Source organism: Nitrospirota bacterium, from assembly GCA_004296885.1.
GTDB lineage: Bacteria > Nitrospirota > Nitrospiria > Nitrospirales > Nitrospiraceae > SYGV01.
The window spans coordinates 63,052-89,489 of the sequence record SCVN01000008.1; the positions used below are offsets into that span (position 1 = coordinate 63,052).

At 60.8% G+C, this 26,438-nt stretch carries 22 protein-coding genes and 1 tRNA gene; 3 read left to right on the forward strand and 20 right to left on the reverse strand.

Annotated features, from left to right (window positions below; translation table 11 throughout):
- Positions 1 to 51: 51 nt before the first annotated feature.
- The 14 genes from EPO61_05435 to EPO61_05500 form a co-directional block, all read right to left on the reverse strand.
- Complete coding sequence (locus EPO61_05435; GenBank protein ID TAJ09503.1) at positions 52 to 441, reverse strand: hypothetical protein; 390 nt, start codon at positions 439 to 441, stop codon at positions 52 to 54.
- Positions 442 to 485: 44 nt separating this feature from the next.
- A complete protein-coding gene (gene hpnH / locus EPO61_05440; protein TAJ09504.1) occupies positions 486 to 1,502 on the reverse strand; it encodes an adenosyl-hopene transferase HpnH in 1,017 nt (338 codons plus the stop codon).
- A 177-nt stretch (positions 1,503 to 1,679) separates the two neighbouring features.
- Positions 1,680 to 1,755: transfer RNA gene (locus EPO61_05445), tRNA-Cys, on the reverse strand.
- 98 nt (positions 1,756 to 1,853) lie between these two features.
- On the reverse strand, positions 1,854 to 3,071 hold the full coding sequence (locus tag EPO61_05450; GenBank protein ID TAJ09505.1) for a flavodoxin-dependent (E)-4-hydroxy-3-methylbut-2-enyl-diphosphate synthase: 1,218 nt from the start codon (positions 3,069 to 3,071) through the stop codon (positions 1,854 to 1,856).
- Positions 3,072 to 3,087: 16 nt separating this feature from the next.
- The gene (gene dxs / locus EPO61_05455; GenBank protein TAJ09506.1) at positions 3,088 to 4,980 is read right to left on the reverse strand and encodes a 1-deoxy-D-xylulose-5-phosphate synthase; all 1,893 of its coding nucleotides are present in this window, start codon (positions 4,978 to 4,980) and stop codon (positions 3,088 to 3,090) included.
- A 181-nt stretch (positions 4,981 to 5,161) separates the two neighbouring features.
- Complete coding sequence (locus tag EPO61_05460; GenBank protein TAJ09507.1) at positions 5,162 to 6,226, reverse strand: DUF3187 family protein; 1,065 nt, start codon at positions 6,224 to 6,226, stop codon at positions 5,162 to 5,164.
- Positions 6,227 to 6,412: 186 nt separating this feature from the next.
- On the reverse strand, positions 6,413 to 7,009 hold the full coding sequence (locus EPO61_05465; protein TAJ09685.1) for an ABC transporter substrate-binding protein: 597 nt from the start codon (positions 7,007 to 7,009) through the stop codon (positions 6,413 to 6,415).
- Between the two features lie 119 nt (positions 7,010 to 7,128).
- Entirely contained in the window at positions 7,129 to 7,572 is a 444-nt protein-coding gene (mlaD, locus tag EPO61_05470; protein ID TAJ09508.1) for an outer membrane lipid asymmetry maintenance protein MlaD, read from the reverse strand.
- A 2-nt stretch (positions 7,573 to 7,574) separates the two neighbouring features.
- Positions 7,575 to 8,333, reverse strand: a complete 759-nt coding sequence (locus EPO61_05475) for an ABC transporter ATP-binding protein (GenBank protein ID TAJ09509.1) — start codon at positions 8,331 to 8,333, stop codon at positions 7,575 to 7,577.
- A gap of 76 nt (positions 8,334 to 8,409) precedes the next feature.
- Positions 8,410 to 9,183, reverse strand: a complete 774-nt coding sequence (locus tag EPO61_05480) for an ABC transporter permease (GenBank protein ID TAJ09510.1) — start codon at positions 9,181 to 9,183, stop codon at positions 8,410 to 8,412.
- Between the two features lie 42 nt (positions 9,184 to 9,225).
- Positions 9,226 to 10,008, reverse strand: coding sequence for a hypothetical protein (locus EPO61_05485; protein TAJ09511.1), 783 nt, complete (start codon positions 10,006 to 10,008; stop codon positions 9,226 to 9,228).
- Between the two features lie 21 nt (positions 10,009 to 10,029).
- Positions 10,030 to 12,204 (reverse strand): squalene--hopene cyclase, encoded by a 2,175-nt coding sequence (gene shc / locus EPO61_05490; GenBank protein ID TAJ09512.1) that lies wholly within the window; start codon positions 12,202 to 12,204, stop codon positions 10,030 to 10,032.
- Between the two features lie 179 nt (positions 12,205 to 12,383).
- Positions 12,384 to 16,067 carry a chromosome segregation protein SMC gene (smc, locus tag EPO61_05495; GenBank protein TAJ09513.1) on the reverse strand — a complete coding sequence of 1,228 codons (3,684 nt, stop codon included), beginning with the start codon at positions 16,065 to 16,067 and terminating at the stop codon, positions 12,384 to 12,386.
- A gap of 191 nt (positions 16,068 to 16,258) precedes the next feature.
- On the reverse strand, positions 16,259 to 17,209 hold the full coding sequence (locus tag EPO61_05500; protein TAJ09514.1) for a 4-hydroxy-3-methylbut-2-enyl diphosphate reductase: 951 nt from the start codon (positions 17,207 to 17,209) through the stop codon (positions 16,259 to 16,261).
- Between the two features lie 379 nt (positions 17,210 to 17,588).
- Between EPO61_05500 and EPO61_05505 the strand changes: the two genes are divergently transcribed.
- Together EPO61_05505 and EPO61_05510 are read left to right on the forward strand one after the other, a co-directional pair.
- On the forward strand, positions 17,589 to 18,284 hold the full coding sequence (locus EPO61_05505; protein TAJ09515.1) for a response regulator transcription factor: 696 nt from the start codon (positions 17,589 to 17,591) through the stop codon (positions 18,282 to 18,284).
- Positions 18,285 to 18,387: 103 nt separating this feature from the next.
- Positions 18,388 to 19,881 (forward strand): HAMP domain-containing histidine kinase, encoded by a 1,494-nt coding sequence (locus EPO61_05510; protein TAJ09516.1) that lies wholly within the window; start codon positions 18,388 to 18,390, stop codon positions 19,879 to 19,881.
- On the opposite strand, the gene EPO61_05515 is transcribed toward EPO61_05510, so the two are convergent.
- From EPO61_05515 to fabH, 4 genes are all read right to left on the reverse strand, one after another.
- Entirely contained in the window at positions 19,854 to 20,846 is a 993-nt protein-coding gene (locus EPO61_05515; protein ID TAJ09517.1) for an inorganic phosphate transporter, read from the reverse strand. The genes EPO61_05510 and EPO61_05515 overlap by 28 nt on opposite strands.
- Before the next feature lie 118 nt (positions 20,847 to 20,964).
- Entirely contained in the window at positions 20,965 to 21,582 is a 618-nt protein-coding gene (locus EPO61_05520; GenBank protein ID TAJ09518.1) for a DUF47 domain-containing protein, read from the reverse strand.
- Positions 21,583 to 21,592: 10 nt separating this feature from the next.
- Positions 21,593 to 21,928 (reverse strand): hypothetical protein, encoded by a 336-nt coding sequence (locus EPO61_05525; GenBank protein ID TAJ09519.1) that lies wholly within the window; start codon positions 21,926 to 21,928, stop codon positions 21,593 to 21,595.
- A 53-nt stretch (positions 21,929 to 21,981) separates the two neighbouring features.
- The gene (gene fabH, locus EPO61_05530) at positions 21,982 to 22,974 is read right to left on the reverse strand and encodes a beta-ketoacyl-ACP synthase III (protein TAJ09520.1); all 993 of its coding nucleotides are present in this window, start codon (positions 22,972 to 22,974) and stop codon (positions 21,982 to 21,984) included.
- 211 nt (positions 22,975 to 23,185) lie between these two features.
- Here fabH and bamD point away from each other — a divergent pair, with 211 nt between their 5' ends.
- Positions 23,186 to 24,133: an outer membrane protein assembly factor BamD gene (gene bamD, locus EPO61_05535; protein TAJ09521.1), complete on the forward strand. Its 948-nt coding sequence runs from the start codon at positions 23,186 to 23,188 to the stop codon at positions 24,131 to 24,133.
- 122 nt (positions 24,134 to 24,255) lie between these two features.
- Here bamD and EPO61_05540 read toward each other — a convergent pair whose 3' ends face one another.
- Together EPO61_05540 and EPO61_05545 are read right to left on the reverse strand one after the other, a co-directional pair.
- The gene (locus EPO61_05540; GenBank protein TAJ09522.1) at positions 24,256 to 25,518 is read right to left on the reverse strand and encodes a geranylgeranyl reductase family protein; all 1,263 of its coding nucleotides are present in this window, start codon (positions 25,516 to 25,518) and stop codon (positions 24,256 to 24,258) included.
- A 164-nt stretch (positions 25,519 to 25,682) separates the two neighbouring features.
- Positions 25,683 to 26,429, reverse strand: a complete 747-nt coding sequence (locus EPO61_05545; GenBank protein TAJ09523.1) for a cytochrome c biogenesis protein CcdA — start codon at positions 26,427 to 26,429, stop codon at positions 25,683 to 25,685.
- Positions 26,430 to 26,438: the final 9 nt, after the last annotated feature.

Consider the following 26,438-nt stretch of genomic DNA (forward strand, 5'->3'; position numbering starts at 1 on the left):
ACGCTGAATCCGCTGTCCGTGAAGGAACTGCTTTCACATATCGGAAACCTGCTAAAGATGTCCACGAGCCTTGGCTTCGGCTGCGGCCTGCTCAGCCTCCGTGCGCCGTTGCGACTCTTTTTTCTCAACCCAGGATTCCCAGGACTTCCCCGAGGCCGTGTCCTTGCCGCTGAAGGAGATCGAAACAATGTCGGCATATTCGATCATACGTTCATCCGACTGGCCTTTGGGGAACATCTGCAAAAACGGACGGGAGCCGGTCGGGGTGCGGTTGAAGAGATAACCCTCGATCGTGGCGCCGGAGGCTAACACCAGCGTTATATCGCCTCGATAATCAAACGCCTGCTCTACCGCCTCGGCCAGCTCTTTGGGGTTGGCCGGACGGAAGATCCTTCCCTCGAGACTTTGCGCCTCGGACCCATGCGGCTTGGAGTCAGTCATACTCGACGAAGATCGCGCAGGAATATTCGAGCGGGTTCCTTGAACTATCGGGCATTCGGAAGCAAGGTGGCCTTGACGGTCCGGCCGAATCCGGACCAAGAGCCGAACGTGTCTTCGACAGCCGACGGCTCATATCCGCAGTGAACCATACAGTCGGCACATTTATCGTTCCGGCCTGTGCCATACTGGTCCCACTCCGTATGCTCCAGCAGTTCCTGAAACGTGGTGACATACCCATCCTGAAGCAAATAGCAGGGCTTTTGCCACCCGAAGATGTTATAGGTCGGATTCCCCCAGGGCGTACACTGATAGTCGCGCTTGCCCATCAAGAACTCCAGGAACAATGGAGACTGATTGAAGCGCCACCCGCGCTTCCGCTCGGTGAGGAGCCGGACAAACAAGTCACGCGTCCGGTTTCGTTTGAGGAAGTTTTTCTGATCAGGCGCCTTCTGGTAACTATACCCGGGGGAAATCATCATCCCCTCGACCCCCACCGCCATCATCTCATCGAAGAATCGGCGCACGCGCTCAACGTTGGCGTCATCGAACAAGGTCGTATTGGTCGTCACCCGGAACCCCCGCCTCAAGGCCTCGCGGATCGCCTTGACGGCCACGTCGTACACGCCATCACGACAGACTGCCAGATCATGCTCCTCCTGCAGCCCATCCATGTGAACGCTGAACGTCAAGTACTTAGACGGCTGATATTCGTCCAACTTACGCTCCAACAGGATGGCATTCGTGCAGAGGTAGACGTATTTCTTACGCTCGACAAGGCCACGCACAATCTCGGCCATCTCGGGATGGATCAGGGGCTCCCCACCTGGAATGCTCACCATCGGCGCAGCGCACTCCTCGACCGCCGCCCAACACTGCTCCGGCGTCAATCGCTTGTCCAATACATGATCGGGATACTGGATTTTCCCGCAGCCGGCACAAGCTAAATTGCAGCGAAAGAGCGGCTCGAGCATGAGCACGAGAGGATATCGCTTGACGCCCTTGAGTTTCTGCGCCAGCACGTATGTGGCGACTGTATACATCTGGGACACAGGAACAGCCATACGTTCTCCCTTCGTCCTCTATCTATCCATCCGATGCGGCACAAACCCAGCCGAATCGTACTTGGTCTCGAAGTGCGCTTACCCTAGCATTGCCCAGGCAAGATCGTCAAACCACCACCAGTCTGCATCGGCCTGTCCATTCATGAGATACGCAGAACAGAACCGGCTACGGACTGATGGAGGCGCCGGGCGGGTTCGAACCGCCGCATCGCAGTTTTGCAGACTGCTCCCTTAGCCACTTGGGTACGGCGCCCCGGCTCATCATACCGATCCGTTCTCTGCGCCGCAACGAGGGAACTGGATTGTGTTGCAGACGCTGGGCTCTTGGCGCCTACAGTACAGATAAACAACCTATCGTTTGCTTGGCAACACGGGAATCTCACGCCCCCGGCCCGAAGCCAGCGCTGGTACGGGAGTGGACGGGTGACTCAGGAGGTTCCATTTCGGCCCACCATCTGCCTGATGAGCAGACATCGGCGCCGAGGCGCCACTCCCCGATTCAGCCGCCCTCTCCTTCGCCATAACTTCTACTTCCTGGATCAACGTATCCATGAGTTCTTCCATGGGCACCTTGCGTACCAGCTTGCCTTGTTTGAACAGAATACCTACGCCCTCGCCACCCGCAATGCCGATGTCGGCTTCCTTTCCTTCCCCAATTCCGTTCACCACGCAACCCAGCACCGACACGTTCAACGGCACCGTAATATGCCCAAGCCGCTTTTCCAGTTCGTTAGCCATCCGCACGACGTCGATTTCCACCCGGCCGCAGGTCGGGCAGGCAATCACGTTAATCCCACGATGACGCAGCTCCAGTGATTTCAAAATCTCGAACCCGACCCGCACCTCTTCAACGGGATCGGCAGCCAGCGATACCCGCAAGGTGTCCCCGATCCCTTGCGACAACAACCACCCCAATCCGATCGCGGACTTTACGGCTCCGGTTTGCGCGGTCCCCGCCTCCGTGATGCCGATGTGCAGCGGATGGTTGGACTGCTGGGCAAACAGCCAGTAGGCATCGATAGCCATATGGACATCCGAGGCTTTGAGCGACACCTTCATGTTGGTGAAGCCGACATCTTCGAGCGCGTGCACGGCATTCAATGCCGATTCAGCCAACGCCTCGGCTGTCGGGTAGCCATACTTTTCAAGAAGATACCGCTCCAGAGACCCGCCATTGACTCCTACCCGGATAGGAATACCCCGGTCATTGACAGCCTTGATCACTTCGGCCGTCTTCCACCAGGCGCCGATGTTCCCCGGATTGATGCGCACACAATCCACCACCTCCGCGGCTTTCAACGCTAAGCGGTGATCGAAGTGAATGTCGGCGATGAGCGGGATCGTGATCTGGGCCTTGATCTTGGGCAAGGCCTCGGCGGCATCCATGTCGGGTACTGCGACGCGAACCAGTTCACAGCCAGCTTGTTCCAGTTGGTGAATCTGCTCGACCGTGGCCTTCACGTCCCTGGTACTGGGAATCGTCATCGATTGGACGGAGATCGGCGCATCTCCACCAATCTTGACGTTGCCGACTCTGATCTGCCTGGTCTTGCGCCTGGTGATATGCATGAGTGAAGACCGGACGTTAACGAGAGATCATCCGCTCAGACGCCCTGGCCAGCAAAGCCATGGTGCTTTGATAAATCCCCTCGGCGGTCAACCCATACTTGTCTCGCAAGAGATCTTGGGGCCCTTGCTCGATGTACCAATCAGGCAAACCAAGCACCTTGGTTGGCACCAGGATGCCTTGATCTGACAGGGACTCCAGCACTGCCGACCCGAATCCGCCCATGCGGCACCCTTCCTCGACCGTGACCAAGCAGCGAACGCGCCGCGCCACGTCCCCAAGAAGAGTATCATCCAAAGGCTTGACAAAACGGCCATTGACGACAACGGCCGAAACACCTTCCCGTTCCAACATCCGGGCTGCTTCCATCGCTTGCCAGACGGTGACCCCAATGGCTACGATGGCCACATCGGTTCCATCCCGCAGCAATTCGCCTCTTCCGATAGGCAGTTCGACCGGCTCCGGATCCTTCTTGACCCCCAAACTGGCTCCGCGCGGATACCGGACTGCAGCAGGACCATCGTACTGAATACATGTTTTGACCATGTGTTGCAGTTCGTTCTCGTCCTTCGGCGCCATAACCACCATATTCGGCATATGGCGCAAGTAAGCATAGTCGAAGGCGCCATGGTGGGTCGTACCGTCCTCCGCGACAAGCCCGCCACGGTCGAGACAGAAGGTGACCGGCAGATTCTGGGTGGCCACATCGTGGACAACCTGATCATAAGCCCGCTGCAAGAAAGTCGAATACATGACCACGACGGGCCGCAACCCTTCCGCCGCCAATCCGCCGGCAAAGGTTACCGCATGCTGCTCTGCAATGCCGACATCGTAGATCCGATCCGGAAACTCTTTTTCGAACGCCGTCAGCCCGGTTCCCTCGCACATGGCCGCCGTAATCGCCACGATACGGGAATCTTGTCTTGCCAATCCGGTGAGGGCTTGCATCGCGAACGACGTATAGGATGGCCGAGGCGCTTTCACCGCCGGCTTGCCAGTCTCACGCACAAAGGACGGGCAGGCGTGGAACCACACGGGGTTCTTCATGGCCGGCTCGTACCCAAGCCCCTTTTTCGTGATCACGTGCAGCAATGTGGGCCCCTTCAGTCTCCCGACATTTTCCAGCGTCGCAAATAGATGCTCAAAATTGTGCCCGTCGATTGGGCCCACGTAGCGGAAGCCTAACTCTTCGAATAGCAGCCCCGGCAAAATAATCCCTTTTGCCAACTCCTCTGCTCGATGAACCATCCTCTGCATAGGCTGCCCAATTTGCGGAATCGCCTGAAGCAAATGCTTGGTTTCTTCCTTGATCTTTGTATAGAACTCACCGGTAAAGGTTCGATTGAGGTACGCTGAGATGGCGCCGACATTCTTGGAGATGGACATCTGGTTGTCGTTCAGAATGACGAGGAAATCCTTCCCCAACCCGCCGGCATGGTGGAGCCCCTCCAAGGTCATACCGGCAGTCATCGCGCCATCGCCCACCACGCAAACCACTTTATTCGACTGCCCCAGTTGTTCGCGGGCCGCAACCATCCCGAGCGCAGCCGAAACTCCGGTTCCTGCATGGCCGGCATTGAACGTGTCGTATTCGCTTTCTTCCCGTTTGCAGAACCCGCTCAACCCCCCATACTGCCGCAGCGTGTGGAATCGATCTCTGCGGCCTGTCAGCAGTTTATGGGTATAGGCCTGATTGCTGGTATCCCAAACGATCCTGTCCGTAGGCGTATCCAGCAAGTAGTGGAGCGCGACCGTGAGCTCGACTACCCCAAGATTGGAAGCCAGGTGGCCTCCCACATTTGCTACGGCTGAGATGATCTCCTCTCGGATTTCCTCGCATAGCATCGGAAGCTGCTCCGAGGGCACCTGCTTTAAATCCGATGGACTGTTGATCTGCTGTAACAGAGACATATGAGATTACGCCCTCCTTAGGGTTAGGCTACAAGTATCCGTAATTGGGTACCATGGCCCAAGAATGGAGAGGCCCTCTTGCTTGGCCTTAGGCCGCTCAGGTTTTATCGTGTAGTGTTTCATGGACTTCCCCATAAAGTCAAGCATTTAAGAGAGTCTGGCAAGGATGGGATGGAATCATTCAAGAGCCAAACTTATACGTCATAACCGTGGACAAGGTAAAATCAGCGGCGGAGCCGCGGATAAAATCGAGGTTCTCGATTCCATAGACCTGCCAGAGCAAATTCTCGCGCAGACGATAATTAAATCCAACGGTCAGCTCGGTCACTCCGTCATCGAGTACCGGAGTGCCCGTACTATGAAACGGGCTGGAATAATAGTCAAAGTGCCCCACGAACGAGAGATTTTGAGACCAGAGATATTCAGCCGCGACAATGGCGGACATAGATGGTTGCACTGTCAGCCCTGCGACGGACCCGGTCGGGAAAAGCCCGTTTAGATTGCCGTACAGAATCCAGTGGGCCGCCACTCTTTTCTCAAGAGCCACCCCGACCCCCACATCCGGGTGGCCGCTCCCGAATACCCGGGATGCATCCCCTGTAGGTACCTTCAAGGCTACTCGCAAAGAAACCGCAGGCTTGCTCTCGCTTTCCTGCAGAAACTGATACTTCCCGAAAAAAGTCGTATCGCCGAAGCCCATCTCCCCATCTCCGCTATTGAAGAGGGTCCGCCCATCCCGTCTAACATTAAAAGCGAAACTGGTGGCCTGCAGAGATTTCCGAGCCGGTGACAGACCGCTGGTCATCCGTTCGACGGAAGTGATCGCGCCTTCGAGAATGCCCCGATACCGATAATAGGAGGGCACCTCCACCGCAACTTCCAACCGATCAGTGAGCCCATAGCGGAGAAAGAGTCCGGAACGGACGGTTTCCAACTTCATCTGCACATTGGTCCGCGGAGTGTGATCGTCAAACACGGTGGCCGTATCGGCCAATTCGATACGAAGATCCAGCGCACCTTTTTTGATGACAGCGGCACGATCGCCAGGCATGCCCAGAAACAGCAACTGAATCGGCTGGAAGTTGCGCACCGGAAAGGGGCCAGCTCCCTCCCATTCCCTTTCTACGCCCCAGGCCGTAGTCGGACCAGCCATGAACGAGACTAGGACCAGCCATGCAACGCCCTTGAGCCCCCATCGTATCACGGCCGGCCGCCGTCGCAAATAGTCCACCGCAGCACATTCCACCTAACTCTCGTTGCGGCCCCACGACACCCTCTCGTGCCGTCGTTCTCTCGCGCTACTCCCGCCGGGATGGTCCGAACTTGGTCGGGATCAGCAGAGCAGAGGAGCAAACAATATAGAAACTTCAAAGAGAACAGGCCCGGAGTCGGGTGCAAGGACACCAGGGCGGCCCTCGAGGGGGTATTATCCCTAAGGCGCGGGAAGCTTCTCAGACTTCTTTCGCAAGGTTTCAACCAGCTCGGGGTAGCCACCAGGCGAACTGATGATTTTCGTGAACTGGCCCCGGTAATTGTTCACCAGGCTGATTCCATCCACGACCACGTCATAGACCCGCCAATCTCCGGCTTTGGTCATAAGCCGGTAGTCCAATGGGATCTCGGCCTTGCCTGAAATGACTTTGGTCCGGACCTCTGCATAGCCCTCTTGATTCCGCTCATTGACGTACTGCACCGGTTCTCCGGAGTAACTCTCAATCTTATCTGAATAAGTGCGGGAGAGGAGCGATTGGAACAGGCCCACGAACTCCTGCTTCTGGCCGTCATTCAACTTAGGCCACTGGGCCGCCAATGACCGCTTGGCCATTTCTTCGTAACTGAAGCGCTCACCAATGACTTTTTCGAGCAGCTTCCGACGTTCCTCGCGCCGATCCGGCTTCTTCAGATCCTTGTCTTCCAGCAGACGGATGACTTCGTTGATAGTCCCCTTGATCGCTTCGGTGGCTGCCCCTCCAGCCCATGCCGACGCACTTCCGGCAAAGAGGCTGAGCGCGATGACCATCAGGCCCATTCCGCCCCGCAGTAGAATCGCTCGCGCCCATCGCACGTTCAGGCTGCACATCCCGGACCGGCCTCCATTCCAATGCGTCATATCCACACCCTCTTCGTTTTGCCTGCTCGTCATTGCCGTTACTTCACCTTGCCATGGATGTATTGGCTGACCAACTCCTCCAGATCCAGCCCTGCTTCCGTATCCCTGATTCTCCCGCCTGCCCGAAGCGGATCTCCCCCGCCACCCGGCGACAGCGTGACGAATTTCTCTCCAATGATCCCGCGGGTCTTGATCGAAGCGAAGGTGTCACTGTAGAGTCTCACATCGTCCTGGATTGCCATGGTCACCACCGCTTGGTCGTCCTTCAGGGCGATCGCCTTGATCCGCCCGACTTCCACGCCGGCAATCTCCACCGTCGCGCCCGGCTTCAAGCCCGTCGTGGACGTGAACCCCGCCTCCACTTCGTAGAGGTGGCCGCCGATCACCTCCAGCTTGCCGAGCTTGATCGAAAGATAGCCCAAGCAGGCAATGCCCGCCAGCACGAAAACCCCGACGACGAGTTCCAGCTTGGTGTTCTCCATTCTTACCCCTCACGAACGGCGTGGACCAATGCCACGGTCCCGCCTACGGAAATAAACTCGAGAATGCCCGGATCCGTAGTCTGCTGGAACTCTTGCGAGGGAGCCATCGCCGCGATCTTGCCTTCCTTCAGCATGGCCACCCAATCGGAAATGGCAAAGATCTCAGGGATCTCGTGACTGACCATCACCGCGGTGAACCCAAACGTCTTGTGCATCGCCACGATGAGATCGTGGATCGTTTTGGCCATGAGCGGATCCAGCCCCGTCGTCGGTTCGTCAATCAGGAGAATTTCCGGTTCCATCACCAAAGCCCGAGCCAACCCCGCACGCTTTTTCATGCCCCCGCTCAACTCCGCAGGAAACTTATGCCCCATACCGGTCAAGCCGACCTGATCGAGCTTTTCTCCAACGCGACGCTTCACGTCCGACTCCGACAACCCGAGTTTCTCGCGCAAGGGAAACGCGACGTTATCAAAGACGGTTAACGAGTCGAACAACGCCGCCCCCTGAAACAACATGGCGAATCGTTTGCGCGCGTCGTTGAGCGCCGTCCCCTTTAGTTTGGAAATTTCAACGTCGTCCACCCAGACTTCCCCTCGATCAGGCTTGAACAACCCGATCATGTGCTTGAGCAGAACGCTTTTCCCTTCCCCGCTTCGTCCAATGATGGTGGTGAGCTTGCCCGGAGGGATTTCCAGATCCACGCCCCGAAGGACCGGCTGCCCGCCCAACGTCTTCTCAACCCCAACAAGTTTAATCATAGCGAATTACTCTCGGCTGTCGATTATCAGCGGTCAGCGCGGAGGGTTCTGCACACTGACGCCCCCGTTGACATCGTTACAGCAAAACGGAGGTCAGAAAATAATCCCAGACGAGAATCAGAACCGAGGTCAAGACCACCGCCTCCGTGGTCGCCGTGCCCAAACCCTCCGCGCTCATCCTCGTGTAGTAGCCTTTGTAACAACAGACCCAGCTCACGATCAACCCGAAACTGATGGATTTCAGAATCCCCCCGTACACGTCCTTCCACTCTACGGCCGACTCGATGGAGCTCCAGTAGGACCCGGCATTGACCCCCAGCAGTTCAACCCCGACCAGATAGCCCCCATAAATCCCGACCACATCGAAGATCGCGACGAGCAGGGGCACCCCGATCAGACCGGCTACCAATTTAGGCGAGACCAGATACTGCAAGGGATTGATGGCCATCGTGTCCAGTGCGTCGATCTGCTCCGTGATCCGCATGATGCCGATCTCGGCGGTCATGGCCGACCCGGCACGAGCGGTCACCATCAGCGCGGCCAACACCGGCCCCAGTTCCCGGATCATACTCAAGGCCACGGCGGAGCCGAGCGCCGCTTCTGCTCCGAACTTCCGCAGCGAGTAATAGCCCTGCAAACCCAACACCATGCCCGTGAAGGCAGCCGTCAAGACAACCACGAATGACGACTTGAAACCGATGAAATGCAGTTGTTTGAGGATTTGGAAGGGTCGCAGGGGCGGCCTTGTGAACCATGCAATAGTCGCGACAAGAAACAGGAGCATCCGCCCCATTTCCCCGAGCAGAAAGAGGGTCGTGTGGCCAAGACGGGTAACCATCGCGATCACCATGACTGCTCCTGAGGGGATTTCATCCTCTCCTCCTCGGCCTTGCTACCGTATGTCATTCAGAAAAGCTTCCATGAACCGGGTCAGTTGAACCGCAGCCACATGGCTCTGCCGACGAAGACGCAGCATACCCGAGAGGCATGCTGGTCGGCGTGCCACCTGCCACAGGCCCTGAGGCCAGGTCTTCTGCGTCAGAAAGAGATTGAAGTCAAGCGGGAGATCCTCGTCCAGCAAATCCGACACCGTACGCGCCACGAGGAAGGGAATCCCCTGTTCCTTCGCCATTGCGCCAAGCGCCGCGCTCTCCATATCAAGACCCACCGCTCCAGTGCCGGCCGCCACCTGCTGTTTCTCTTCAGCCGCCCAGAGAACATGCGATACGGACGCAAACCGCCCAGCCTGAACCACCACGCCAACCCGACGCGCAGACTCCAGCGCCGCAGCCTGCAATTCGACCGAGCACGGAACGCGCACGCCCAGCCCGACAGAACAGATTCCTGCCGGCCAAGGACTCACGTCCGTGCCGATGAGGAGATCGCCGATCTGGGAGGAAGTCAGAGCGCAGGCGAAGCCGGAAGAAACCGCAAGGTCCAGGGAGCAACTGGCAAGCGCTTCACGGGAGACTGCACTGGCTTTCACGGGCCCCATGCCTGTTCGGAACACTGAGACACGGAAAGCCCCGCAACGCCCAATCACACAAGGAACGCCGCCGACGCGTGCCCTCTCCTCAATCAGAATCGCCCGGCTGACTGCCTCTTGCTCCCATCGCGTGGCCGTAAAAATGCCGACCCGCTTCAAGAGCCCCGCTGCCTCACGAGCAACAACCAGCGGCGCGGTGCATCCCGATGCTCAGCCCTCTGCACGGAAGCGTCCCGTCTCGCGAGCGATCCGACGCAACTCGTCCGCCCTCGTCTGGCCATGGGCCCGCAGGTTCCGATACATGGCCAGAGCCCAGAGCGGGAAATACTGACAGTACCAATGGTAGCGGAGGTAGAAGACGCGCGGAAATCCCGTTCCGGTGTGGCGAACCTCCTCCCACGACCCATCTTCACGCTGGTGGCGCAGCAGGTAGTGCACGCCCCGCACGACCGTGATGGAATTCGTCACACCGGCGGAGAGCAGGGCGAGCAGCGCCCACGCCGTCTGCGAGGGGGTGCTGACACCGCGGCCAGCCATGTCACGATCCGCATAAGACAAGCAGGACTCGCCCCACCCGCCGTCCGGATTCTGCTTGGACTCCAGCCATGCCACGGCGCGCTCGACATAAGGTGCCGACATATCCTCGCCAATCGTGCGTAACCCCGCCAAGACCGACCAGGTCCCGTAAATGTAGTTGACGCCCCACCGCCCAAACCAGCTTCCGTCCGGTTCTTGTTCATGCCGCAGATAATTCAGCGCACGAACAGCCGCCGGATGGGTGCGGTCATAGCCCAACGCGCCCAGCATCTCCAAGCAGCGCCCGGCCAAGTCCGCCGTACTGGGATCCAACAAGGCCCGGTGGTCCGCAAACGGAATCAAATTAAACACCATCCGATTGTTATCCTTGTCGTATGCGCCCCACCCGCCATCCGACCCTTGCATCGCCATGACCCAGCGGTACCCACGGGCCATAGCCTGCCGCTGGGCCTCCCGGTCGGCCATACGCACCTTGGCCAACCCCATCAACACCACGGCCGAGTCATCCACATCGGGGTACAGCTCATTCTCAAATTGGAAGTACCATCCGCCCGGCTCCGCGTCCGGCGCCGAGACTTTCCAATCCCCGACGGTCGTCGTCTGGCGGGACAAGAGCCACGTCGCCGCCTTGGTCAGCGCCTGGTGATCCTGGGGCAATCCCGCCTCGGCCAAGACATTGAGCAGAAGCGCCGTGTCCCAAATCGGAGAATGACAGGGCTGCAGATGTAGCGTCTCCGCCCCGCCCTTCCCCTCGGGCACGACATCGTAAATTTCGAGCGCCTCGATTTCGCCGAACGCCTTGACGACCAAGGGATGATCCACTCCATACCCCAGGCACCGCAACGCCACCACCGAGTTGGCCATGGCCGGATAAATGGCCCCCAGCCCTCCGGCGCCTTTCATGTGATCGAGCATCCATTCGGCCGCCTTTGCCACCGCCTTATCGCGCAACGACCTGATAGGCATCCGATCATAGACCTTCAGCGCTCGATCGACGGTCACGAAAAAGTTGCGCCAGGTAAACCAAGCCGCGTCTCTCTTGAGCGGCGGCTCATGACGAAAGCGCACCTGTTCACGCGGCTGCAGAAACAGCTCATCAATGCCCTGCTCTTTCGGGATCCGGCAGACCGGCCGGTGCGAAAAGATGATCAAGAGCGGAATCAGAACCGCTCGGGACCAGTATGAAACGGCATAGAGGCTGAAATAGAAGCGTTTCGGCAGCAGCATGATCTCGGGAGGCATACTGGGAATGCCGCGCCAGTCATACTGATCGAACAGCGCCAGTGTAATCTTGGTAAAGACATTGGCCGCGACGACTCCGCCCATCCCAAGGATGGCCTCGCGGCCGCGGACCATGCACGGTTCATCGGCCGACACGCCGGAGAGCTTCAGCGCGAAGTAAGCCTTGACGGACGCGCTGATCTCGGGCGGCCCTCCGTAGTATATCGGCCAGCCTCCTTCCGGCAGTTGCATCGTGCGCAAATAGAGCACGGCTTTCCGTTCGCGATCGGGGTCGACCAAATTCAGGAAACGGCGGAGCATCAGGTACTCGGACGTCAGTGTCGTATCCGCCTCAAGTTCCGCCACCCAATACCCTTCCCGGGGATGCTGCCGCCCAAGAAGCCAGGCTTGGCTCCGTCGCATGGCTTCATCAATGGCTTCGGACTGACCATGGGCAGGCCCGGCGGCCCGGCGGGGCTGCTCAGGCGCAGCAGAGGGGTATAGATTATGGGACACCAGGCGAAGGACCGGTCCCAATCTGGTCCGCGCTCCGGCTTTGAGGCGGTCAGGGACGGAGGCAAACAGACTATCGGACAGACGTGTAATCAAACTCCGAATGAGTTTCATACCTGTACGCCGTTCACCAAATGATGGAGAAAGGAAGCGAGGAAAGAGGCTCCTGCTCGGCAGAGACCCAGCGATATCGGTTTGTAAAACTATTTCTCATAGGGGTGATTTATAGCAAACCCAAGGGAGACTGTCAAGCAACCTGAGGCTTTTCAAGGACTTGAACCGAAGCCTTTCAGCTAGGCCGGCTGGAGATCCGCCAATCGCACCGAAACCAGCTTAGACACACCCGCCTCCTCCATGGTGACCCCGAAGAGAGAATCGGCCACGGCCATGGTGCGTTTATTATGGGTGATCACCAGGAACTGGGCCGCCTCGGACAGCTCGCGGAGCACGCCCGTGAAGCGCCCGATATTTTCTTCGTCCAGCGGGGCGTCGATCTCGTCCAGGATGCAGAAAGGCGTCGGCCGGATCAGGAAGCTGGCGAAAATCAGCGCCATAGCAGTCAACGTCTTCTCCCCGCCGGAGAGCATGGTGATACTCTTGAGCCGTTTGCCGGGCGGCTGCGCCGCAATGTCCACTCCCGGCTCCGAGCGTGTACCCGTTTCGCCCTCTTCGCCAGCCTCCGGCTCCACCAGCACCAATTCGGCGCGCCCGCCCGGAAAAAAACGCGTAAACACTTCGCCGAACTTCTGCTGAAGCTCGGCGAACGTTTCCAAAAACATCTGTTTCGTCGTACGATTGATCCGGTTGATGATTTCTTTCAGCGCCCCGATCGACTGGGCCAAGTCTTCCTCCTGCGCGGTGAGGAATTTGTGCCGCTCCTCCAATTCGCGATGCTCTTCAATGGCCGCCAAGTTGATCGGACCCATCCGGTCGAGCCGGTCGCGAATCTTCTGCAGCTTGTCGTGCAACTCCTGGGCGGCGACCGCATCGGCATCCCGAATCGGCTCTTGCCCTTCCAACGCCAGCACCGGTTCCGGAGGCGGCTCCTGCGCCAAAGCCGTTTCGACCGAGAGCTGGTAGGTCCCAGTCAAGGTTCCCTCCAAAGCCGCCAACTGAGTTTTGAGCTCGGCCCGCCGGACCTCGAGAACCGTTCGGGCCTCGCGACTTGCCGCCAAGGCGGCGCGCACCACGTCGAGCGCTGCCTCCAGGCTCCGAGCCCGTTCTGCCTCCTGGACCTGGATTTCTTGCGCGCGCATCAGGTCCTGACGAACGCAAGCCGCCTGCTCCTCATGCTCCTGGCACAGGGCCTCTTGCTGCCGGCGCACCTCCTGGCTCCGCTGCCAGGACTCCGACAAGGCCGCGACCTGCTGCTCCAGGCTCGTAATCCGGGCCGTCCGCTCCTGGTCCTCCCCGGCAAGCCTGGCCAAGTCTGTCTCGCAATGGCCATGCAGCGAACGGCTCGCCGCGACCGCCAGACGAGCTTCCAACATCCGCTGCTGAAAGGCCTGGCTTTCTTCATCCAGGCGTCGGCGGGCGTGACTCCGTTCCTCGAGACCAGCCTCCTGCGCGGCTTTCCGCTCGCTCAATTGCGTCAGTCGCGTCCGGATCGCCTGAAGCTCCGTCTCAACGGTGCTCCGCTCCTGCTCTTCCGTCAGGCGCTCGGAGGACAGGGTATCCAGGCGCCGGGCCAGCTCCGCCATGGTGCGCGAAAAAATCGCTTCATCCTTCTGTGCCGCGAGCACCACCATCTCCGCCTCGCGGATCGCGGCCTGTAACCGCTCCCCCGTTTCCTGGCAAGCCAGCCGGTCGGCATCGAGCCGCGCCCGTTCGGCGCGTGATTCGTCCAGCTTGCCGGACAGGTCGCGGCCCTTCGCTTCCAGCTCTTCGATTTCCCGCCGCCACTGAAGCAGCCCTCCCGCCTCCTCGGCCAAGCCGCCGGTGAGTATCCCGGCCGGATCGAGGACATCTCCCTGCAACGTCACCAGGGTCGGGCCATCGGGCGCAGACCAGAGCCCCTGCTCCCAGAGACCCACCGCCACGTCAAGGGACTCGACGATCACGACGGAATCGAACAGGCAGGCCAAGGCATGTCCGGATTCTCCTGTCGTGCGCAGGAGATCTTTCGCCAAGCCCCTGATCCCGGGCTTGGCCTGCAGGTTCGCCCACCAGGCGGAGGCCGCAGCGTCCGTCTGGGCATGCCACCGGGGCACCATGGGCACAAAGGCTCCGCGCCCCATCCCCTTCTGTTTCAACAGCGCCACCGCCTCGCGCGCCGAGGCGGGCCCCTCAACCAACCAGCCCCGCACCCGCTCACCCAGCACCGCTTCAACCGCACGCTCAAGCCCGGACGGCACGACCAACCATTCGGCCACCGCCTCGCGCAAGCCTTGACAGGCCACCCGGAGCGACGTCGCCTCTTCCCCGTCGCGCCCATAGCCCATTCCCTCGCGCACCACAGCTTGCAGCGCGCGAAGCCGTGAGCGGACCGAGGCCAATTCTTCTTGATGCTGACCGATGCGCTGCTCCGTTTCACGGAGGGCCTGTTCAATCTGCGCCGCCGCCTGCACTGACGTCTGTCGCTCACCCTGCCGAGCCTGCAAGTCCCCTGCGCTCTGCTCGCGGCGGCAGGCGACGGCCTCGCACTGTCCCTTCGCGCTCCGCCACTGCTCTTCGACGTCGGTCTGTTCCTGGGCCAGGCGATCCGCGCGACGCAGGGCCTCCTCAAGGCGGCGCTGCATATCCGCCAGCCCATTCTCCTCACGGGTGACCTGCACCATCAGATCGAGGCTCGCCCGCCTGGCCTGCTCTTCTTCGTCCACCGCCGCCGCCCGGCGCATCGACAGTTCGGCACCGGCCGCCTCAAGTTGCGCGAGGGCCTGGGTTCCGACCGCGACCTCCCGGTCGAGTTCCGCCAGCTTGGCTTGCAGCCCACCCATCGTCAGAGCGGCCTGTTCCCGGTCACGGCTCAAGCGGGTCAAGTCGGCTTCCGCCTGCATCCGCTGCTGCTCGAATTGTCCGAGCTTGGCCCGCTCCACTTCGGCCGTAGTCAGGGCTTGGGACTTGAGCCGCTCCAGCCGCTCCAGTTCCTCACGGGTGCGCGCAATGGACTGGTCCGATTCCGTGATCCTCAATCTGAGCGATTCCAGTTCCGCGTGAAGCCTGGCTTGCTCGGCCGCGTGACCGGATTCCGTGGCTTCCATCGCCGCCAGCTCTCCGTCGCAGACGGCCTGCCCGGCCAGGCGGGCCCGGTAATCCCAGACCAGCAGCCGCACTTCCAGGACTTTCGCCTCCTGCTGCAAATTCTGAAAGGCACGGGCCTGGCGCGCTTGACGCTCCAGGGAGCCCAGTTGCCGATGCACTTCGGCGATGATATCGCGCACCCGCAGCAGACTCTGATGGGTCGAGTCCAGTTTGCGGAGCGCCTCGGCCTTCTGTTTCTTATACCGGACGATCCCGGCGGTTTCTTCGATCAGCTCGCGACGATCTTGCGGAGAGGCGTTCAGGATTTGTTCGATGCGCCCCTGTTCGATGACCGTGTGGCCCTTGCTTCCCGCCCTGGTGTCCAGGAACAAACTGCGGACATCTTTGAGCCGGCAGAGGATTTTATTGATCAAGTACTCGCTATCTCCGTTGCGATAGAGCCGACGCGTGACCATGACTTCATGCAACTCTCCCATCTGAGCCGGCAAGCCCGGGATCCCTTGCAGTTGCTGCTCCGACAGGCCGCTCATCACCAACGAGACCTCGACCATCCCCAGCGGCTTGCGCGCCTCGGTTCCGTTGAAGATGACGTCTTCCATCCGCTCGCTTCGGAGCGTCTTGGTGCTCTGCTCTCCCAGAACCCAGAGGATCGCATCCACGACATTGCTTTTCCCCGACCCATTGGGGCCGACCACCGCAGTCATGCCGGGGGGAAACTCGATCTTGGCTTCGGCGAACGACTTAAACCCTGTGAGCTCCAAGGATTTAAGATGCATGCTCCTCCTCACCAATAGGTCCGGTACGAAATTACCACCAACACTACAGACAGTGGTCGACCTTGTAGCACAGAGAGCTTGGAAAAGCAAAGAAAAACACAGGATGCAGGGGTAGATAAGCGATACCCCCCAAGCGGTGGGGGAGGACAGGGACCCGTGGGATCAGCGCGAGAGGAAGATGAGAGGAAGAATTAGACAGAAGCCTGCGAAACGGATTTAATCGTGACCAGTTCCTTTGGCAAGGAAAACTCCACGTCTTCCTCGATCACCGTCAATTCCTCGACTTCCGAAGCCCCGAAGCGTTTGAGGTACTCCACCACATCGGCTACCAAGACCTCCGGAGCCGAGGCCCCGGCGGAAATGCCCACGGCACGGGCGCTCTTGACCCAGTCGGGATTAATATCCGCAGAGGAGTCGATCAGATAGGACGGGATGCCGCACCGCTCGGCCAGCTCACGGAGCCGATTCGAGTTGGAGCTGTTCGGCGAGCCGATCACCAAGATCACATCCACCAAACCGGACAACTCTTTCACCGCATTCTGTCGGTTCTGGGTGGCATAGCAAATGTCTTCCTGATGAGGCCCCTTGATCCCGGGGAAGCGCCGATTCAAGGCCTCGACAATGTCGCGGCATTCATCGACGCTGAGCGTCGTCTGCGTTACGTAGGAGAGATGGTGGTGATTCTCCACCTGCAACGCTTCGACGTCCTTGACGGAGGACACCAGATGAAACTTGTCAGGAATTTGTCCCAAGGTCCCGATGACTTCCGGATGCCCTGCATGGCCGATCAGGATCAATTCATACCCCTGCGTGTAATCCCGGTTCACTTCGTTGTGGACCTTGATGACCAGCGGACACGTTGCATCGATCACCTTCAGATTGCGACGCGTAGCTTCGGACCAGACATCCTTCGCCACCCCGTGGGCGCTGAAAATCACGATGGCTCCGTCCGGCACCTCGTTGAGCTCCTCCACAAACACCGCCCCCTTCTCGCGCAGGGAATTGACCACGTGGCGGCTATGGACGATTTCGTGCCGGACGTAGATCGGCGCGCCGTAGGTCTTGAGCGACAACTCCACGATATCGATCGCCCGGTCCACCCCGGCACAGAAGCCTCGGGGATTCGCCAAATATATCTTCATATTCTTATACACTCCAAGCCATCAGCTATCAGCCATCTGCTCATTTCTAAAACAGATGACACCTTACGGCAGAAGAGGCCTTGGCGTCAACTGATTTGGCCCCTCCGCCCGCGCTCACGCCGTTTCATTGGCTTGTCAACACAGACGCAGCGCAGGGTCGGCGATGGCAACGACCGTGCGCTGCCTCCTCTTTCTTTGTATCATGGGCCTCGGCTGGAGCGGATGCGCGCGAAGCGACGTCGTCAACAGCCCCCATCTCTACTGCTTTCCTCTTCCTCTGTGTCAAGGACCTCGGAGGGACCGTCCTCTCCCAAGCCGAGGCCTGGTTTCCTTCCCTCTCCTTGACTCTTTTCCCCCGTCCCTTTAGGCTGTTTTCTCGATGGCGGCCCCAGTCGGCAAAAAAATACTGATTGTCGAGGACGAACAAGACATCCAGTCTCTCGTCCGCCTCTACCTGGAGAAAGAGGGCTACCGGACCTGCACGGCCATGACGGGGCCAGACGGGCTCAAGCTCGTCAAGACCGAGCGTCCCGACTTGGTCATCCTGGACTTGATGCTGGCCGGGATGGAGGGGCTGGAGGTCTGCAAACGGATCCGGGCCGACCCGGACACGGCCCTCCTACCGGTTATCATGCTCACCGCCAAAACCGAAGAATCGGACGTGGTCATCGGGCTCGAACTCGGCGCGGACGATTACATCACCAAACCGTTCAGCCCCAAAGCGCTGGTCGCCCACGTCAAGGCCCTGTTCCGCAGGCTGGAGCGCAAGCCGGACGACTCGCCACGCCTCCAATACGGAGCCCTGGCCATGGATCTCGCACGTCATGAAGTGACGGTCGCCGACCGGGACATTCCGCTCACGGCAAAGGAGTTCGGATTGCTCGAACACCTGCTCCGACACCCGGGGCGAGTCTTGACCCGCGACGTGCTGCTGAACGCCGTCTGGGGCTACAACTATTATGGCACAACGCGCACGGTGGACGTGCATGTCCGGCGGCTCAAGCAGAAGATCCCGCTGCTCGACGAAGCGATCGTGTCGGTCAAGTCGCTGGGGTACAAACTCAAAGAACCGTGATGGACCAGATGGGCCGGGTGGTATGTGCCGATCGCTAGAGGCCGGGATCAACCGCCTCGTGCCCGCACCGATTGCGCATCGCTGATCGCGCATCACTAAACGTATGTCGTTCTCGATCCGGTGGAAAGTCACCCTCGGCACACTGCTTGCCATCATGTTGGGACTGGTGGTAGCGGGAGGCTTGGCATTTCGCTCCATCGAACAACTGGAGCTGGCCCGCGCGGAAGAGGCGCTGGCCGCTCGCACAGGGCTCGCCGCGCTCGCCCTGCAGCCCCTCCTGGACCGTTCGCCTCCTCCGTTGGATCGCCTGCAAACCCAGGCGCGTGAACTCGGGCTCCAGGCCAATGCCAGAGTGACGGTGATCGACCAGGACGGCCTGGTCCTCGCGGACAGCGCCTTGTCGGATGATGCGATCCCGGCGCTCGCCAACCACCGGATGCGCCCCGAAATCGCCAGCGCACTCGCCACCGGACGCGGCACGGACATCCGGCAAAGCGACACCACCGGTCAGCGATTGTTTTACCTGGCCATGCGGGTCATCCCCCCGGGCACCCACGCCATCAGCATCGTGCGGCTCGCCATGCCCCTGACGACCCTGGAAAGCCGGATTCGCGATTTACAACAAGCCCTGGGTATTGCATTCGGTGTGGCGTTCGCCGTCTCCGTACTCCTGAGCTTCTTCATCGCCAGGGGATTGACGAGACCCCTGTCGGAGATCGCGGTGGTCGCCCGACAGTTGGCCGGCGGCTCCTTCGAGCGACGCATCCCGGCCGCGTCGAACGACGAGGTGGGCGTCCTCGCGACGACCCTCAATCAGATGGCGGACCAACTCGACCACGACATCACCGCCCTGCGGCGGCTGGAAACGGTTCGCAAAGACTTCGTCGCGAACGTCTCGCATGAACTGCGCACGCCACTCACCTCCATCAAAGGCTACGTCGAAGCCCTGTTGGACGGCGCGAAAGACCATCCGGAAGAAGCGACGCGATTTCTGCAGATCATCCTCAAGCAAAGCGACCGGCTGAACCTGATCCTGGAAGACCTGCTGCAACTCTCCCAGATCGAGTCCGGCCGTGTCCAATTCAGGCAAGAGCCCGTCGGGTTGCGCAGCGTGGTCGAGCGGACCTTGGCTTCCATCAAGCCGCTGGCCGAGAAAAAAAAGCACACGTTATCCGTGGCCATTCCGCCGGACCTGCCGCCGGTATCAGGCGACGAAGACCGGCTGGTCCAAGTCCTCACCAACCTGCTCGACAACGCCGTGAAGTACACGCCGGAGGGCGGCGCGATTCATGTGACGGCACGCCCCGTCCGCGAGGACGAGACGGTCGAACTGACCGTGGCGGATACCGGGATCGGGATTCCGGACACCGATCGCCCGCGCGTGTTCGAGCGGTTCTATCGGGTGGACAAGGCCCGGTCCCGCGAAATGGGGGGGACCGGCTTAGGCTTGGCGATCGTCAAGCACATCGTCGAAGGGCACGGCGGCCAGGTGTGGGTGGAAAGGAACGACCCGAGCGGCAGCCGGTTCATCATCCGCCTGCCGGCGTTGAAAGATCTGAGGGAAACCGCTCAGCCCAGTCGCGACACGACGGCGTAGATCGTCGCCGCCATCAGCGCGGCCCCCGGGAGCGTAAAGACCCAGGCGTAGAGAATGCGCGCGGTCACCCCCCACCGGACGGCGGACAACCGCTTGACCACCCCGACCCCCATCACGGAAGACGTGATCGTGTGCGTCGTGCTGACCGGCAGGCCGATGTGCGCGGTCACCAGCAGGACCGTAGCCGCCGACGTTTCCGCGGCGAACCCGTGGACCGGCTCCAGCGTCAGAATACGCATGCCGAGCGTCCGGACGATTTTCCATCCCCCGACGGCGGTGCCCAACCCCATCGCCAACGCACAGGCCACGATCACCCAGGTCGGCACCTCGGCGGTCGGAATTTGCCCGGCCGACAGGAGCGCGAGCGTGATGATGCCCATGGCCTTCTGCGCATCGTTGGCGCCGTGGCTGAACGCCATGAAGCCGGCCGACACCATTTGCAGACGGCTGAACAGCCGGGTGGCGAAATTGCGCGGGGTCCGGAAGAACAGTCGGCTGATCACGACCATGATGACCAGTCCGGTCAGGAACCCGAAGAACGGGGACAGGACCATCGCCTCCATGACCGACCGCAAGCCGGCCAGCTTGACCACCGACCAGCCGCCGTGCACCAGGGCGGCTCCGACCAGCCCGCCGATCAAGGCATGGGAGGAACTGGTCGGCAATCCCAGCAGCAGCGTAAAGAGATTCCACACGATCGCGCCCCCCAGCGCGGAGGCCACCATCGCTTGCGTGACGGCGGCAGGATCCACGATCCCGGACCCGACCATCTTGGCCACGGCCGTGGACATGAAGGCGCCGGCCACATTCAGCACGCCCGCCATCAACACCGCGGTGAGCGGGCTCAACACCCTGGTGGATACCACGGTCGCGATCGCGTTGGCGCTGTCGTGCCAGCCGTTCGAGAAGTCGAACAACAGCGCCAGCACCACCACCAGCAACAACATACCGTTCAGATCAAACATGCGCATGCCCCTGGAAGAAGCCGGCAGCCCTCAGCTTCCGAAGACCGCCGAGGAAAAGAGAATGGAGAGTGATGGTATATCCGACGGCTGAAAGCTGATCGCTGACAGCCATTGTTCGTCAGACGTGCTTGAGCGCGATGCGTTCGAGGATGTTGGCCACATCTTCGCAGCGATCCGTCCCTTCCTCGAAATTTTCGTAGATCTCTTTCCACTTGATCACCGCAATCGGATCCCGCTCCTGATCGAACAGCGAGGAAATCGCGTCGCGGGTGATCCGGTCCGCTTCGTTTTCCAGGCTGTTCACCTCCACGCAACACTCGTTCAGATCCGCATGGGATTGCCCCAGACGATCGATACCCGCCCCCACCGCCACCGCCGCCTGGTGAAGGATGCCGGCCAGCTTGACCGCGGTGTCGGTGGGTTTGGCCACCTTGAACACCACGAAGCGGTCCGCGACCGCCTCGACCAGGTCCAGGATGTCGTCCATCGCGCTGGCCAGCCCGTGGATGTCTTCCCGGTCGATCGGCGTGATAAACGTCTGGTTCAGCTTCCGCACAATGTCGTGGGTAATCCCGTCGCCGATGTGCTCGATGTCCTTGATGCGGCGGGCCTGTTCCACCGGATTTTCAAAATGCTCCATCATGTCCTTGAGCAGGCGACTGCCCTCGATCATGTTGTGCGCCGCCTTGCGGAACAGGTCAAAGAACGCCACCTCGCGCGGAATTAAGCTGAACATCGCGTCACCCTCATGAATGCTTTGACGGTTTCGACCCATCTTTGACGGGCGGCGCGGCGATCAGTTCCCGCTTCGCCCGCATAATCGTGTACTCGATCGCCTCTTTCATGTTCTGTTTGACCTTCGGCAGGATGACGTTGTTGAAGATTTCGTCATCCAAGAGCACCGCAGACGTGTGCAGCAACGCCGACTGGACGCCGTACTCAATGCCTTCCTTGATTTCCTGTTTGATGATGCCCGAGCAGAGGACCGTGACGAGGAGCAACGCGGCTCCATACACCAGCGCGCGGGCCGCCGCCTGAACGACACCCTCTTTGAACAATTGCCCGAGAGATTTCTCGTTCACGGTCACCTCCTTATGGTTCTTCCCACCGGACGCAACCCTATCGCTTCGAACGCCTACCAGCGGAGCAACGCGGTCGCCCAGGTGAGACCGCCCCCGACCGCGCCCAACAGCACCGGCTCATGTTCGGCCAGCCGTCCCTCCCGCACCGCCCGGTCCAGGGCGATGGGCAACGACGCGGACGACGTGTTGCCGATATGTTCGATGACCGAGTACATTTTCTCCGGCGGAATGCCCAGCCGTTTCCGCAACATGGCCAGCAGCCGGCCGTTCGCTTGATGGAAGATGACCGGTCCGAGTTCCTCCATCGTCACCCCGAATTCCTTGAGAATCTCGGCCACCGCTTCCGCCAGCCGTTTGACGGCCAGCCGAAAGAGCGGCCCCCCCTGCATCGTGAGCACGTGCTGACGGTCCCGAACCGTCTGCGCCGTCGTCGGCTGTCGGGACCCTCCGGCGGCCATGCGGATCAGCCCATGGCGGGCGCCATCCGCATAGAGCCGCACGCCCAGCAGCCCAGGCCCATGAGGGCCGCCGGTCGAATCCCCAATCACCAGCGCCGCGCCGGCCCCGTCCCCGAACAGCATCGCGGTCGCCACGTCCTGCCTGTCAAGGAAGCGGGACTTGACCTCCGCCGCCACGACGAGACAGCGTTGCGCCTGCCCGCTGCGGACCAACCGGTCGGCCATGGACAAGGCATAGAGAAATCCGGAGCAAGACGCCGCCACATCGAAGGCCGCGGCACGGGCCGCCCCGAGCCGCCGTTGCAACAGGCAGGCGCTCGAGGGAAACACCATGTCCGGCGACGTCGTGGAGAGCACGATCGCATCCACCGACGACGGCGGCATGCCCGCCGCCTCGCAGGCCGCCCGCGCCGCCTGCTCCGCCAGATCCGACGTGGCCTGCCCTGCGTCGGCCCAGTGGCGGAGGCGGATGCCGGTTCGCCGGTAGACCGCCTCGGCGTCCAGCCCCAAGGCCAGGCCCACCTCTGCGTTCGTCACGGCCCTGGCGGGGACATAGGAGCCCGTTCCAACAATACGGCTGCGCAACACGGCTCGACTCCCCCGCAGAACACCTTCGGCCAAACACGATCCCGGTTCTCGCCCAGGTCTCGAGATGCCACCAACCCAAGCCGGCGCGATTATAGGGTGCCGGAGAGAACCCGTCAATTGAACTTCGCCGAATCGGTTGCATTTTCAAACGCAATTTGTTACGGTGACCGGACTTCAGCCTATTTCCACAGGTTTCTGAAAGCACCGAACGATGGGTGTGCGCGTAAAAATACCCCTTCTTGTCTTTGCCCTCGCCATCGGCTTGTCGTTCGGCTGCTCCAGTACCCCCAAGCAGACCGCAACCGGAGGGAAATCCGCCAGCGGCACCGACGAACAGATCTTCATCGGAGATACGGTCGAGAAAAACTACGACCCCAACGTCATCATGAAACGGGCCGAGGCCTTCTTCGACAAAGAGGAGTACGCGGAAGCCCTGGTCGAATACCAGCACTTCCTCGACCTGCACCGGGCCCACACCCTCTCGTCCTACGCCCAATTTAAGATCGGCATGAGCTTCTTCAAGATGTCCAAGTCCATCGATCGCGATCCGGCCCCGCTTACCAAGGCCCAGGACGCCTTCGAGAAGCTGATGAAAGAGTACCCGGGCAGCAAGTACCAGGCCGAGGCGATCGAGAAAATCAAAGCCTGCAACGATCTGCTGGCCCAGACCTATTATTTCGTCGGTCAGTTCTACTATCGGCGCGAGTCGTATCTGGCGGCCGCCTATCGGTTCGAATCCATCGTGAAGAAATTCCCGGAGATGGAGGTGGCCCCCGACGCGCTCTATTATCTGGCGCTCTCCTACAGCGAACTCGGCGCGAACGACTGGGCGCATGACAAGCTGGTCCAGCTGGCGCAACAGTACCCGGCCAACAAGCACCAAAAGGAAAGCCAGACCCTGCTGGCCAAGGTGAATGCGAAACTGCCGCCCGGCACGGCGCTGGCCAAGGCCCAGTCCGCTCCCGCCGCCCCCAATGCGCCAAGCGCCGCAGACCTGAAGCCTGCGACGGTCGTGGCCCAGGCCCCGGCTCCAATTCTCCCGTCCGCGGGGGCAGCCCCATCCGCACCTCCCATCGCCCAGTCCTTGACCGCCGTAAGCACCAAAGCATCGACGCTCACACCGCAAGTCACGCTCTGCCGCATCGGCTCCTGGTGCTGATCTAGATCGCAGTCAGCCATCAGCTCTCAGCAAAAGACAAGCGCCGGTCACGACAGCCGATGGCCGTTTCCTCTTTCCTGCGTCTTCAAGCTGATCGCCGAAGGCTGACAGCCGACAGATGCTTAGTGCAGCGAGAGCGTTTCGCGGAGGAGTTCCCGGAAGGAGGCCTTGACCACGCCCTTGGCCTTTTTGAAGAAGGTCTGGTAGCTTTCTCGCCCCTGCAGGACTTCGTAGTACAGATTGATCACTTCCTGATAGCGATGCATGAGCTGGTGGCACAGGCGCGGAAAGGTGTAGACGATCCGCGCCACCCGCGAGGCCACGCGAAGCTCGGCGTAGATTTCCCGTATCACGTCCGTTTCGTAGTCCAGCAAACTCCGCCGGGAATCATGGAACGTGCCCAGCACGCTGGCCGCCGCAAGCTGGCCTGAGCGGACCGCGTAGTAGATGCCCTCCCCGAACAGGGGATCCACCAGGTGCCCCGCATCTCCCACCAACAAGGCCCGATGCCGGACGAGCCCGTCCGGCACCGACGCACCGCTGACGCTGAACAGGGGCAGGGGATGCCCGTGAGGCTTGGGTACGGCCATATGGGATAAGGCCTTTTCGTCGCGGATGAACCGGTCGAACACGCCCCTGGGGCTCGCGGGCCGGCCCTTGAATTCGGCCACGCCGATGGACAGCCGCTCCTTCTTCGGAAAAATCCAGGCATAGCCTTGCGCCGTCGCGCCGAGGTCGATGAGCACCTTGCCTTCCCCCGGGTAGACTGGCTGCCGCCCGATGCCCATCTCGCTCTCGAGCGTCGGCATCCGGCTCAAACGGCGGTCCGGAAACAACCGCTGCGCCACGACGCTGTTCGCGCCGTCCGCGCCGATCAACACCTTGGTCTTGTACCGCCCCCGATCCGTGATGACTTCCACCCCGTCCGGCAGCTGGAGGAATTGCAGCGCCTGCTCCCCTTCGTGAATTTCGGTCCCGGCGCGGCGCGCCTTCTCGAGCAGCAAGTGATCGAACCGGTCGCGCATGACCATGAAGGCGATGGGCGTGGGAGACTGGATCAGGAAGGGTTCTTCGCCCCGGTAGGTGAACTGGACTCCGTAGACCGTGTGCTCGACGACCGACTTGTACTCCTCGTCCAGAATCTTGTCGATCCGGGAGGAAAGCCCGCCGCCGCAGACTTTGTACCGCGGGTGCGACTGCTTGTCCAGTCCGAGCACGGCCATGCCCGCACGGCTGAGCTCATAGGCGGCCGTGGCGCCGGCCGGTCCCATGCCGACGATCAGCACGTCGTAGGGTTTGCTGTCAGGCAAGGTGGGCATAATCTTCAGCTCCAACAGGGCGATCAAAATGGCCTTCTTTGCACCCGCCCGCCCCACGCGCGCCAAGACGCGCTCCCTCCCGTTGCGAGGCCGCAGGCCACTCTTTCCCCACAAGGCGGCCAGGCTGATCCCCTACACTGCGCGCGTCCAGCGAGCACTTTCTGAAGTGCGCGATGCGCGAGCACGGGGGATTAGCCTGACCGCCCCATCTTTCCATTTTCAGCGCCCTGCTATTGTCCCAGATACCAGCCGATTCCATACCGTTCCAAAAAACTCGTGATCAACGTCAGCGAGTTCGCATAGATCATCACGCCCACCACCACCAGAAACGCCCCGCTGACGAGGGACACGCCCCAAAGATAGGCCCGGACTTGTTTGAAGTAGCCCAGGAACCGGTCCACCCCCAGGGCCGTCGCAAACAGCGGCAGCCCCAGGCCGAGCGAATAGGCCGTGAGCAACGTCACGCCGTCGGTCAAGGCATCGGTCGTGCTGGCGTAGAGCAGGATCGTTCCCAGCACCGGCCCCACGCAAGGCGTCCAGCCGGCGGCAAAGGCCACTCCGATCAGAAACGAGCCCAGGTACCCGGCCGGGCGGCTCTTGAAATGGATCCGTTTCTCGACCTGCAGGAAGCTCAGATTCAGCACGCCCAGCAGGTAGAGGCCGAAGATCACGATCAGGATCCCGCCGAGTTTCCGGATGTGCTCCTGGTACGTGATCAGCGCCTGGCCGATCAGCGTCGCCGAGGCCCCGAACGCAATGAACACACCGGAGAAGCCGGCGATGAAGAGGAGCGAGTTGACCACGATCGCCTTCCGGAACCGCTGCCGTTCGGCCGCATCCGAAAGCTGGTCGAGAGACAGGCCGGTGATGTAGGAGATGTATGAGGGGACGAGCGGCAACACGCAAGGAGAGACAAACGACAGGAGCCCAGCCGAAAAGGCCGCGAGGAGAGAGATGTGTTGAATGGACTCGCCCATGTGTCACAT